The organism is Nocardia sp. NPDC006982 (assembly GCF_042869435.1).
Taxonomy (GTDB): Bacteria; Actinomycetota; Actinomycetes; order Mycobacteriales; family Mycobacteriaceae; genus Nocardia.
Genome location: NZ_JBIAFV010000004.1, coordinates 150,451 through 162,454, shown reverse-complemented (window position 1 = coordinate 162,454; position 12,004 = coordinate 150,451). Strand labels below are relative to the sequence as shown.

Genomic DNA, 12,004 nt, shown 5'->3' with positions numbered 1-12,004 from the left:
GAGTCACCGCGCGATTCGGGTCCAAGCATGCCGGTTTACCTGGGCGTGGGCCGTTTGTCGGGTGACAACGGTAGTGTCTCGGGCGTGACGACAGCGCCCGAGATCGCCAGTTCAGCGACGAACACCGACACGACCGCCGCCGCACCGGCCGCGACCACAGCTCTGGCCAGCGTGGGCCGGCGCATCGCCGATGAGCTCGGCGTGCGCGAGACCCAGGTCCGGGCTGCCGTCGAGCTGCTGGATGCGGGTTCGACGGTGCCCTTCATCGCGCGATACCGAAAAGAGGTCACCGGTGGCCTCGACGACGCCCAGCTTCGCCAGCTCGACGAGCGCCTGACCTACCTGCGCGAACTCGACGAGCGCCGCGGCGCGATCATCGAATCCATCAAGGGCCAGGGCAAACTCGACGACGCGCTGCTCGGGCAGCTGATGACGGCCGAGACCAAGGCCCGCCTCGAGGACATCTACCTGCCGTACAAGCCGAAGCGGCGCACCAAGGCGCAGATCGCCCGCGAGGCCGGTCACGAGCCCGTCGCCGATGCGCTGATCGGCGATCCGACCACCGATCCCGCGCAGTACACCGCCGAACAGCTTGACGGCGCCCGCGCCATCCTGGTGGAGCGTTTCGCGGAGGACGCCGACCTGGTCGGTGAGCTGCGTGAGCTGATGTGGAACCGAGGCCAGGTCAGCTCGAGCGTGCGGCCGGGCAAGGAGGAGGCGGGCGCGAAGTTCGCCGACTACTTCGAATTCAGCGAGCCGTTCGGCAAGCTGCCTTCGCACCGGATCCTCGCGTTGCTGCGTGGTGAGAAGGAAGAGATCCTGCAGCTGCAGCTCGAACCCGACACAGAGGAGTTGGCGCCGGGCGAGCGGTCGGTCTACGAGGGCCGCATCGCGGTGAAGTTCGATATCGCCGACCGTGGCCGGGCGGCCGACACCTGGCTGCTGGATACGGTGCGCTGGGCGTGGCGCACGAAACTGCAAGTGAGTCTTGGTATCGACACCCGCATGCGCCTGCGTCAGGCCGCCGAGAAGGACGCCGTCGACATCTTCGCCGCGAATCTGCGTGACCTGCTGCTGGCCGCGCCCGCGGGTACCCGCACCACCATGGGCCTGGATCCGGGCTACCGCACCGGTGTGAAGGTCGCCGTCGTCGACGCCACCGGCAAGGCCGTCGCGACCGAGGTCATCTACCCGCACAAGCCGCAGGGCCAGACCGAGAAGTCCCTGGCCGTACTCGGCGCGCTGGTCGCCCGGTTCGGCGTCGAGCTCATCGCCATCGGCAACGGCACCGCCTCGCGCGAGACCGATGCCCTTGCCGCCGAGCTGATTTCGCGGATTCCGGAGAACAAGCCGACCAAGATCGTGGTCTCCGAGGCGGGCGCGTCGGTGTACTCCGCATCCGCCTACGCCTCGCAGGAACTACCGGATATGGACGTCTCGCTGCGAGGTGCGGTATCCATCGCCCGTCGTCTGCAGGACCCGCTGGCCGAGCTGGTGAAGATCGACCCGAAGTCCATCGGCGTCGGTCAGTACCAGCACGATGTCTCCGAAACCCTGCTGGCGCGCTCGTTGGGTGCGGTGGTCGAGGATGCGGTGAACGCGGTAGGTGTCGATGTGAATACCGCATCGGTGCCGCTGCTGTCGCGGGTGTCCGGTATTGCCAATTCGATCGCTGAAAGCATTGTGGCGCACCGTGATCAGCACGGCCCGTTCCGCAGCCGCACCGCGCTGCTCGACGTGCCGCGCCTGGGCCCCAAGGCCTTCGAACAGTGCGCGGGCTTCCTGCGCATCCGCGGCGGCGACGATCCGCTCGACACCTCCGCCGTGCACCCCGAGGCCTACCCGGTGGTGCGGCGCATCCTGGAATCGACCGGGCGCGGCATGGCGGAACTGATCGGCAACACCACGGCGTTGCGTTCGCTGCGGCCCGCCGAGTTCACCGATGAGAAGTTCGGTATCCCCACCGTCACCGACATCATCTCCGAACTCGAGAAGCCGGGTCGCGACCCGCGTCCGGAATTCAAGACCGCCGAATTCGCGGCGGGCGTGGAGAAGGTCGCGGATCTGCAGCCGGGCATGGTGCTCGAGGGTGTGGTCACCAATGTGGCCGCATTCGGTGCATTCGTCGATATCGGCGTGCACCAGGACGGACTCGTGCACGTCTCGGCCATGTCGCACAACTTCGTCAAGGATCCGCGCGAGGTCGTGAAGTCCGGCGATGTCGTCAAGGTGAAGGTGCTCGAGGTCGACGTCACACGCCAGCGCATCGGGCTGTCGCTACGGCTGGACGACGAGCCGGGCACCGCGACCAAGGGCGAGGGCGGCCGCGGCCGAGGCCAAGGCGGTCGCGGCGGGCAGGATCGTAGCGGCCAGCGGCAGAATGGACAGGGTAAGCAGCAGGGCCAGGGTCGACAGCAGAATCAGGGCCGTAACCAGGGCAACCAGCGGCGCAACGCTCCCGCACCGAGCGGTTCGATGGCGGATGCGCTGCGGCGGGCCGGTTTCGGGCAGTAGGGCGACACGGGCGGAGGTTTGTAGGCGGCCATGCGACGGTGGCTCGAAGACGATGTGATCGGGCACGGCCGCCTTCCGCTGCTGTGCTTCCTCCTCGGGTTCATCGTCGGCTTCCTGCTGATCCGGCTCAGCGTCCGGTTGATCCGCAAGCAGGTCCGCTGGTGGCCGGGCAACGTGCGCTCCGGCGGTGTGCACATCCACCACATGGTGTTCGGGGTCGTCCTGGTACTGCTGTCCGGCATCGGGATGGTCACCATGTACCAGAGCGCCACCACGCTCACCGCGAGCCTGCTCGCCGCCGCGTTCGGTGTCGGCGCGGCCCTTACCCTCGACGAATTCGCGCTGATCTTCTACCTGCGCGACGTGTACTGGGAGGAACAGGGCCGCACCTCGGTCGACGCGGTCTTCGTCGCGCTCGCGGTGACCGGACTGCTGCTGCTCGGATTCCACCCGCTGTGGTTATTGGACATCAACGACTTCCGCCGCGACCCCAGCACCGAAGTCCGCATCTTCATCGTCTGTTTCGCCGTGGTGAATCTGGGCCTGGCGGCAGTCGTCATCGCCAAGGGCAAGATCTGGACCGGCCTGTTCGGCATGTTCTTCCTGCCCCTGCTCGTGGTGGGCGCATTCCGCCTGAGCAGACCGGGCGCACCATGGGCTCGCTGGCGCTACCCAGGCAGGCGCCGGCTCATGTATCGGGCGATAGTCCGTGAACGTCGCTACCGACGCCCGGTGATCCGCGCCAAGATCTTCGTACAAGACCTGGTCGCCGGAAAACCCGACGTCGTCCACGTCCGCGAGGCCGCGGAGGCCGAATTGGCCCGCACCGTCGTCCCCGCACCCCCCGCCCCCACCCATTGGCACCTGCCCTCGGTATCCGACCACTCCCTTCGCGATTGACCCGCGCCTCCCCGGCGCACTACCCCCGCAGGCGTCACGCCAGCGCGCAGCGCGTCCCGCGCCCACGAGAATGCTCTGGCGGAGAGGTGCTCTCGACGTTTGCCTCAACAGTTGCATGGTGATCAAGCGCCCAAGACTGCGTGTGGGATCCGGGCGAGGTTCGAGAGCAGGTCGATGGCGGTGATTTTGTCGTCGACGATGGTGAAGGCGATCAGGGAGACCGTCTTGCCCCTAGCGGTGTTGAGTAGGCCGGGCGCGCCGTTGACGAGGACATGTTGTGAGGCAAAGGCATTGGCGGCGCGCTGGAAGGCATCGAGCTGACCGGCCACCGTCGCGGCGCCGCGCAGTACGCGCATGCCGCCGGGGTGGGCTCCGGCGTCGGCGCGCAACACCACGTCGGGGTCGAGAATGGCCAGCAATGCGTCGAATTCACCGCCGCGGGCGGCCGCGAGGAAGGCTTCGACCACGCGACGTTGACGCGGTAGATCCCGGTCGGGTCGCCCTCGACCATGGACCCGGCGGCGGGCGCGGCTGGCCATCATCTTCGCCGCGGCCGCGGATCTGCCGATGATGGGCCCGATCTGGTCGAACGGCACCGCGAACATATCGTGCAGCACGAAGGTCACGCGCTCCGCGGGATTCAGTGAGTCCAGCACGACAAGCAGCGCCAGACCGACCGAATCGGCAAGTACCGCTTGCTGTTCCGGCTGCGTTGCGTCATCGGCGGTGACGATCGGGTCGGGCAGGTAGGCCTCCTCGCGGCGGGACTTGCGCGACCGCAACATGTCCAGGCAGACCCGCCCCACGGTCGTGGTCAGCCAACCGCCGAGATTGTCGATTTCGGCGGTGTCGACCCGGGCCAGCCGTAACCAGGCCTCCTGTACCGCATCATCGGCCTCGCTCAGCGAACCGAGCATGCGATAGGCCACGGCGATCAAGTGCGCCCGATGCGCCACGAATCGGTCCGCCAAAGAATCGTTTTCGCCCACAGGGATCTCCTCGAGGTTGCTCGAAGAGATGACGGCGCCGAGGCCGTGAGTGTGACAAGCCGTTACCTTGCCGGGTCGCCATCCGTCACACAGATATGAACCTACGAAAGACCGCCCGCCTGGCCTACCTCGGCGCCACCGCAATCCTGCTGACCGAAACAGTCGTCGGGTCCTACTGGGATCTCGCGCGAATCTCCTACGTACGCGAGGTTTTCCAACGACTCGAATACCCGATGTACTTCGCCACCATCATGGGCGTTGCCAAGGCGGCCGCGGTCGCCGCGATCGTGACGCCGGGCTTCCCGCGTGCCGAGGAATGGGCCTACGCGGGCCTGACCTTCGTCTACGGCGGCGCGGCCGCCTCCCATATCGCCGTCGGCGACGAGCCGAAGGCATGGCTCGGACCACTGGGTTTCGCCGGGCTCACCCTCGTGTCGTGGGCCCTGCGCCCGACCAGGCCACTCGCGGTCTGACGGGAGCGGAATCGATCATGGACAACGAGATAAGCGGCGCCGTCGCACCGGGATTCGATTGGGTGCGCGAGGAATTCGCCGCGGTGGTCGCTCCGCTGTTGAAGCCCGACACGCTCACGGCGGTGACCGCCATCCACAGCACCGATCCGGATCTCGTGCGCGGCGACCGCGCGCCCTATGCGCTCGGCTTCGAGGCCAAGGGTCTGTACTACCCGTTCCTGAGCGCGAACGCCTTCGGTCACGCCGGCGCCGCGGGACATGATGGCGTCGCGGAGTGGGTTGGCCTATGGCTACACACGGCGGCGCGCGGCCTTCGGGGTTCAGGGAGATGGCAGCCGGCGTAGTGGGTGTACTCAGCACACCGGAGAACGACCGCCTCGCGGCCGCCGGACACCGCGCGGCCACCCGGTGAGCCGGGCCCGATTTTTCCCGCGACCCGCCGATCTGGCACAATGCACAGGTTGCCCTGGGTGCATTCGGCCCACGGAGCACCCCTTATTCGGAGCATGAACCGGTCGAGCACGCGAGTGCCGCCAGGGTCCTCTGCTCGCGCAAACATCAGAAGGATGAAATGAACACCCTTGACTTCGTCGACGAAAAGTCGCTGCGCAGCGACGTCCCCGACTTCCGTCCGGGCGACACGCTCAACGTGCACGTGAAGGTCATCGAAGGCTCGAAGGAGCGCATCCAGGTCTTCAAGGGCGTCGTGATCCGGCGTCAGGGCGGTGGCATCCGCGAGACCTTCACCGTCCGCAAGGTGTCGTTCGGTGTCGGCGTGGAGCGCACCTTCCCGGTGCACAGCCCGAACATCGACCACATCGATGTCGTGACCCGTGGTGACGTCCGCCGTGCCAAGCTGTACTACCTGCGCGATCTGCGCGGCAAGGCCGCCAAGATCAAGGAAAAGCGCTGAGCAGGTAGCGGCACCGCTAGGCACGGAAGTTCTTCAGCTAGCCCGGCACCGGACGTCAGTCTTGGTGCCGGGCTAATCTGTTCGGCGTGGCAGACGAAAGTGGGTCGATGACGGTGTCCGATTCGGACGACGAAGGCAAGAGCCGCCGCTCACGGCGCTCGAAGCGCAAGCAGCGTCCCTTCTGGCAGGAACTGCCGGTTCTCATTGTCATCGCCGCGGTCATCGCGGCACTCATGGTCAGTTTTGTCGGGCGGCCGTACGTCATTCCGTCCCAGTCGATGGAAGAAACGCTGCTCATCGGCGACCGCATCTACGTGGAGAAGCCGAGCTACTACTGGGGCGAGCCGCAGCCCGGTGATGTCGTGGTGTTCGTCGGCCCGCCGTCCTGGAATACCCGCTACCAGTCGATCCGGTCCAGCAATGTCGCCGTGCGCGGCGTGCAGAACTTCTTCTCTTTCTTCGGACTCGTGCCACCGGATGAGAACGACCTGGTGAAGCGGGTGATCGCGGTCGGCGGCCAGACCGTGCAGTGCTGTGACGCGCAGGGGCGGGTCATGGTGGACGGGAAGCCGTTGGACGAGCCGTACGTCCTCAACGACTACCCGTGGTACCCGGGTCAGCAGAATGCGACCTACCCGGCGGGCCGGGTATTCGGCCCGGTCAAGGTGCCCGAGGGCAACCTGTGGGTGATGGGCGACAACCGCAACCAGTCCGCCGACTCACGCGCCCACGTCAGCGATAACCTGCAGGGCACCGTCCCGATCGACAATGTGCGCGGCAAGACGGTCTTCAAGATCTGGCCGCCCAGCCGGATCGGTCCGGTGAAAGCACAGGATCCCCAGACGAACTGAACGTTGCGGGCCGCAGGATAATTGGATGGTGGGGCAGGGTCGAGTGGCTAGGGCTAATGGCGCGATTCCGGGCAACGGGTGGCCGCCGCGCGTCGTCATGCGCCGAGCCGGTGGGTTGCGCACCCTGGAGGCGGCGCTGATCCGCAGCGGACTCGGCCCGGTCGCCGGGGTCGACGAGGCCGGGCGCGGACCGTGTGCGGGGCCGCTCGTAGTCGCTGCCTGCCTGCTCGCTCCCAAGGCCTACGACAGACTGGCCGGACTCGACGATTCCAAGAAGCTCACCGAACCCGTGCGCGAGCAGTTGTACCCGATCATCACCCGGTTGGCGCTGGCCTGGAAGGTGGTCGTCATTCCGGCCTGGGAGATCGACTCGATCGGCATCCACGTCGCCAATATCGAGGGCATGCGCCGCGCGGTCGCCGGACTCGGACAGACACCGGGGTACGTGCTGACCGACGGATTCCGGGTGCCCGGGATTCCGGTGCCGTCGCTGCCTGTCATCGGCGGTGACGCGGCCGCGGCATGCATCGCCGCCGCGAGCATCCTGGCCAAGGTGACCAGGGATCGGATGATGGTCGAGATGGACGAGCGGTTCCCCGGTTACGGATTCGCCGCGCACAAGGGCTACAACACGCCCGAGCACACGGCCGCGCTCGAACGGCTCGGACCGAGCAGTGAGCACCGCCGATCCTGGCGCAATGTGCGCTTGGCAGCGGGGTTGCGGCCGGTAGCCGCGGCGGAGTACGCCGACGCGGAACTGGCCGATGAGGTTTTGCTGGAGGGCGTCGAACCGGATAGCCGAGTGGCTACCGACACGGCGCATGCGCGATGATGATTACAGCAGACGCAGTGCGGCGAGAAGGAGGACGTCCCACCCGATGAGTGCCGAGGACCTGGAGAAATACGAAACCGAGATGGAGCTCTCGCTATATCGGGAGTACAAGGACATCGTCGGTCAGTTCTCGTACGTGGTGGAGACCGAGCGCCGCTTCTATCTGGCCAACTCCGTCGAATTGCGGCCGCAGAACGCCGACGGCGAGGTGTACTTCGAGGTGCGCATGAGCGATGCGTGGGTGTGGGATATGTACCGGCCCGCGCGCTTCGTGAAGCATGTTCGGGTGATCACGTTCAAGGACGTGAATATCGAGGAACTGGAGAAGCCGGACCTGCGGTTACCCGAGTAGCACTCTGACCTACGCGGACCGCGGTCGTGTTGGTGCTGATCTGCCGCCGGCCCAATAGCATTGGGCACCGACAACCAGGTGGAGCACGGGGGTTGGATGCCCGGGTTGTCCACAGCTGAGCGGGTATCCACAGGTTTTCTGTTTGCGCAGGTCGGTGCCATCGGGCGTGGGCGCGGTCCGAGCACGCTGAGCTGGTGGCAGACAACCAGGCGCTCGGCGCACAAGGGGAAGAACTGGCGGCCCGATTCCTACAGGCCGCCGGGATGCAGATCATCAGCAGGAATTGGCGGTGCAAGTACGGCGAACTGGATCTGATCGCCCGGGACGGCCGCGTCACCGCGTTCGTCGAGGTCAAAACGCGAACCGGAACGAAATTCGGCACGCCCGCCGAGGCGGTCACCTTCGATAAGCAGCAGCGGATCAGGCGGTTGGCACTGGTGTGGCTGGCCGAACAGGACGGCCCGTGGCACGATATCCGCTTCGATGTCATTTCTGTGCTGCTGCACCGCGGCCACCGACCGGTCATCGATCACCTGAAAGCGGTGTTCTGATGGCGCTGGGGGTGGCGTACTCGGTCGCGGTGAGCGGGGTGGACGGCCAGCTGGTCGAAATCGAGGCGGATATCGGGCAGGGGCTGCCATCGGTGCATCTGGTCGGGCTGCCCGATACCGCACTGCAGGAATCCCGCGACCGGGTCCGTTCCGCAGTGGCGAATATCGGGGAGAAATGGCCGGATGGCCGCGTGATCCTGGCACTGTCCCCGGCGACGCTGCCCAAAATCGGCAGTGTCTACGATCTTGCCCTCGCGATCGCGGTGCTCGACGCGGCGGGTGCGGTCCCCTCCGATCGGCTCGGAAAGACCGTATTGCTCGGGGAATTGGCGCTGGACGGGCGTGTGCGCCGGGTGCGCGGCATCCTGCCCGCTGTGCTCGCGGCACGCAATGCGGGCTGGATGCGGGTGATCGTGCCGGAATCCGCACTGGCCGAAGCCGGGCTGGTGGACGGCATCGAGGTCTTCGGGGCCACGACCCTGCGCACGGTCGTCGCTTGGCTGCGTGGTGAAGGCGGTCTGGTCGAGCCCGATGGCATGCTGCCAGACACCTTGCGCTGCGGTGGCGATCTGAGCGAGGTGGTCGGTCAGGAGGAGGCCCGGTGGGCATTGGAGGTGGCCGCGGCCGGCGGACACCATCTGCTGCTCACCGGGCCGCCCGGAATCGGCAAAACCATGCTGGCGCAACGTCTTCCGAGTCTGCTGCCGCCGCTCACCGAATCCGAAGCACTCGAGGTGACGGCCATCCATTCCGTCGCAGGCGCACTCTCCGACGACCACCCCTTGATCACCATGCCGCCTTTCGTCGCTCCGCATCACTCGACCTCGGCCAGCGCCATGGTCGGCGGGGGATCGGGTACCGCACGTCCGGGCGCCGTCAGCCGTGCCCATCGCGGGGTCTTGTTTCTCGACGAATGTGCGGAGATAGGAACCAAGGTCCTGGAAGCGATGCGAACCCCGTTGGAAGAGGGTGAAGTTCGCATCGCCCGCCGCGATGGCGTGGCTCGTTACCCGGCCCGATTCCAACTCGTCTTGGCCGCGAACCCCTGCCCATGTGCCCCAGCCCGCGATGTCGACTGCATCTGTGCCCCGCTCGCGCGGCGCCGATACCTGGGCAAGCTGTCGGGACCGTTGATGGATCGCATAGATATCTGGGTCCAGATGCACGGCCACGCCGGCGCATCGTTCGCCGCCGAGGACGCCGAGAGCAGCGAGGTCGTGCGCCGTCGAGTCGCGGCCGCAAGGCAAGCCGCAATACAGCGTTGGCAGGACTACGGCTGGGCGACCAACGCCGAAGTCCCCGGCCACATCCTGCGCCAACGTTTCCGACTCCCCCACGAAGCAACCGCCCCCATCGAAGCCGCCCTCCGCCTGGGCCGCCTGTCCGCCCGCGGCGCCGACCGCGCCCTCCGCGTCGCCTGGACCATCTGCGACCTCCGCAACGCCGAGCAACCCAGCACCCAAGACGTACTGGCCGCCTTGAACTTTCGTCAACGGGGCTCACATTGAGCGCGGCAACGGGAGACGAACGCGCGACCAGCGGTGAGATTGCTGGAACGAGGTCCGTTGCGCCAGACGTGGGTGGCGGTGCAAACGCCTGTGAGCTCACCGTTATGGCGCATATCGGTGCGACCGCGCCGGATCTCGCGGCGACAGAAGAGAGTTGCCCTACTGGCGTCGGGTGTCCGGGCCAGTTGACGGGCAATGGCTCTGCTGCAGATTCGTGTGCGGCCGCGTCGACGCGCAACGGCTCTGCCACTGTAAATGGGAGGGCGGTGGAATCGGTGGGTGGTGGTTCTGCCTCTGTCGGGTGTGCGGGCAGGTCGACGGGCACTGTCTCGTGTGCCTCGGATTGCGCACCACTGACGGTATGTGGCGGCAGTCCTGTAGTCGGTACCACCGGTACCCCGGTGGGCGTTGGGTCTTGCGCGACGCGAGCCGCCGATGTCGCAGGACGGGCAGAGGCTGGGGCTGGCGGCGGATCTGCTGCTGCCGGGAGTGTGGGCATGTCGGTGAACACTTTCTCGGATTGCCGAGCTCCGGCAGCCGGTGGCGGCCGTCGCGCAACAGGACCTCTGATGGGCGACGACCCCAGTGCGGCGGGGGATTCGGAAGCCACGTCGGGTTGTGCAGAACTGGCGGCAGATGGTGGATCCGCTGAGTCGGCCAGTGGTGCTGCGGCAACGGGAGCCTCCGGTGCGGCGGCGGGAAGCGATACCTACCCGGTCGCACTGGTAGTCAGGAAGGTGGATGCGGCGAGGTATGCCGGGGCGGGGGTAGGGCGCGTGCGAGGTTCGGAGCATGGCGATGTGGATCTGGATGGTTGGGATTCGGGGGGATCGGAGTCGGCTGTTTCTGTCAGGGACGCCGATGAGCGGCGGTTGGCTTGGGCGTATTTGTCACGGGTTGTTCAGGGGCCGTGTGCGGCGTTGTCGTCGTTGATCGAATCGGTGGGGGTGGTGGAGGCGGCGTGGGCGGTACGGGAGTGTGAGCTGCCGGAGTCGTTGCACGGGCCGACCGCTCGGCGGCGGGAGATCGATAGTGCGGCACGGGATCTCAAGGTGATGGAGCGGCTGGGCGGGCGGTTGGTGACCCCGGACGATCCGGAGTGGCCGGCCTGGCGGATGCTCGGCCTCCGCCAACTCGAGCCCGGACGCGATCGCGACGGGGCAGTGCCATTGGTGTTGTGGGTGCGGGGGCCGCGGTCGTTGTTGGAGTCGAGCGAGCGGGCTATCGCGGTGGTCGGTTCGCGTTGCAGCAGCGGATACGGAGAGCATGTCACCGGCGAGATCGTTGGTGATCTGGCCGCTCAGGGCTGGACAATCGTCTCCGGAGCCGCCTTCGGTATCGACGGTATGGCGCATCGTGCTGCCCTCGCCGTCGGTGCTCCGACGATCGCCGTTCTTGCTTGCGGCGTCGATCGCGCCTATCCGGCCCAGCACGAACGACTCCTGGCCGAGATCGCCGAAACTGGTTTGGTGATCAGCGAATACCCGCCCGGCACGGTTGCCCACAAGAACCAATTCCTCGCCCGTAATCGCGTGATCGCCGCGCTCGCGGACGGCGTCCTCGTCATAGAGGCCGGACTACGCAGCGGCGCCCGGAATACCGTGAAATGGGCCCGCCGCCTCGGCCGCCCCGCCCTCGCCATCCCCGGCCCGGTCACCGCCGCCTCATCGGCCGGCTGCCACCGCATGATCCGCGAAGGCGAGGCCCTCCTGGTCACCCGCGCCGATGAGGTCATCGATGAGGCAGGCCCACTACGCCTTTCACTACCGAACACCCAGCCTTCCGACCCCAGCGACCGACTGCAAGGTAACGAAGCATCGGTCTACGCCGCCCTTCCCGAAATCGGCTCCCGCCAACCCCGCGCCATCGCCGAAAACGCCGGCCTGGACCTCCCGACCGTCCGCGCCATCCTCCCCGCCTTCGAGCTCGCCGGCCTAGTAGGCATGGACGAAAACGGCTGGCACCGAACCGCAAACCCTCCGGGGCCGATGAGCGCTCACCCTCCGGGCCGATGAGTGCTGAGGTCCGGGGCCGATGAGCGCTCACCCTCCGGGCCGATGAGTGCTGAGGTCCGGGGCCGATGAGCGCTCACCCTCCGGGCCGATGAGTGCTGAGGTCCGC

Annotated in this window: 12 protein-coding genes; 11 read left to right on the top strand and 1 reads right to left on the bottom strand. The window is 67.0% G+C overall.

The genetic code is table 11. The features are described 5' to 3' along the window. The first annotated feature begins 102 nt into the window (after positions 1–102). Positions 103–2,514, top strand: coding sequence for a Tex family protein (locus ACFYOW_RS17775; protein WP_387290047.1), 2,412 nt, complete (start codon positions 103–105; stop codon positions 2,512–2,514). 30 nt (positions 2,515–2,544) lie between these two features. Beyond that, positions 2,545–3,414, top strand: a complete 870-nt coding sequence (locus ACFYOW_RS17770) for a hypothetical protein (RefSeq protein ID WP_387289110.1) — start codon at positions 2,545–2,547, stop codon at positions 3,412–3,414. Between the two features lie 122 nt (positions 3,415–3,536). Here the strand turns inward: ACFYOW_RS17770 and ACFYOW_RS17765 are convergent, their stop codons facing one another. Next, the gene (locus ACFYOW_RS17765) at positions 3,537–4,403 is read right to left on the bottom strand and encodes a sigma-70 family RNA polymerase sigma factor (RefSeq protein ID WP_387289109.1); all 867 of its coding nucleotides are present in this window, start codon (positions 4,401–4,403) and stop codon (positions 3,537–3,539) included. Positions 4,404–4,498: 95 nt separating this feature from the next. Here ACFYOW_RS17765 and ACFYOW_RS17760 point away from each other — a divergent pair, with 95 nt between their 5' ends. The 9 genes from ACFYOW_RS17760 (at position 4,499) to dprA (ending at position 11,898) form a co-directional block, all read left to right on the top strand. After that, entirely contained in the window at positions 4,499–4,876 is a 378-nt protein-coding gene (locus ACFYOW_RS17760) for a DoxX family protein (protein WP_387289107.1), read from the top strand. A gap of 17 nt (positions 4,877–4,893) precedes the next feature. Continuing rightward, positions 4,894–5,220 (top strand): hypothetical protein, encoded by a 327-nt coding sequence (locus tag ACFYOW_RS17755; protein WP_387289105.1) that lies wholly within the window; start codon positions 4,894–4,896, stop codon positions 5,218–5,220. Between the two features lie 227 nt (positions 5,221–5,447). Then, complete coding sequence (rplS, locus tag ACFYOW_RS17750) at positions 5,448–5,789, top strand: 50S ribosomal protein L19 (RefSeq protein ID WP_011210681.1); 342 nt, start codon at positions 5,448–5,450, stop codon at positions 5,787–5,789. Between the two features lie 107 nt (positions 5,790–5,896). Continuing rightward, positions 5,897–6,640, top strand: a complete 744-nt coding sequence (gene lepB / locus ACFYOW_RS17745; protein ID WP_387290045.1) for a signal peptidase I — start codon at positions 5,897–5,899, stop codon at positions 6,638–6,640. 97 nt (positions 6,641–6,737) lie between these two features. After that, on the top strand, positions 6,738–7,472 hold the full coding sequence (locus ACFYOW_RS17740) for a ribonuclease HII (RefSeq protein ID WP_387290043.1): 735 nt from the start codon (positions 6,738–6,740) through the stop codon (positions 7,470–7,472). A 46-nt stretch (positions 7,473–7,518) separates the two neighbouring features. Further along, positions 7,519–7,824, top strand: a complete 306-nt coding sequence (locus tag ACFYOW_RS17735) for a DUF2469 domain-containing protein (protein ID WP_011210678.1) — start codon at positions 7,519–7,521, stop codon at positions 7,822–7,824. Between the two features lie 194 nt (positions 7,825–8,018). Further along, positions 8,019–8,375 carry a YraN family protein gene (locus ACFYOW_RS17730; protein WP_387289102.1) on the top strand — a complete coding sequence of 119 codons (357 nt, stop codon included), beginning with the start codon at positions 8,019–8,021 and terminating at the stop codon, positions 8,373–8,375. Further along, on the top strand, positions 8,375–9,883 hold the full coding sequence (locus ACFYOW_RS17725) for a YifB family Mg chelatase-like AAA ATPase (protein ID WP_387289100.1): 1,509 nt from the start codon (positions 8,375–8,377) through the stop codon (positions 9,881–9,883). The genes ACFYOW_RS17730 and ACFYOW_RS17725 overlap by 1 nt, the downstream gene beginning before the upstream one ends. Positions 9,884–10,689: 806 nt before the next feature. Beyond that, positions 10,690–11,898 (top strand): DNA-processing protein DprA, encoded by a 1,209-nt coding sequence (gene dprA / locus ACFYOW_RS17720; RefSeq protein WP_387290041.1) that lies wholly within the window; start codon positions 10,690–10,692, stop codon positions 11,896–11,898. The last annotated feature ends 106 nt before the right edge of the window (positions 11,899–12,004 follow it).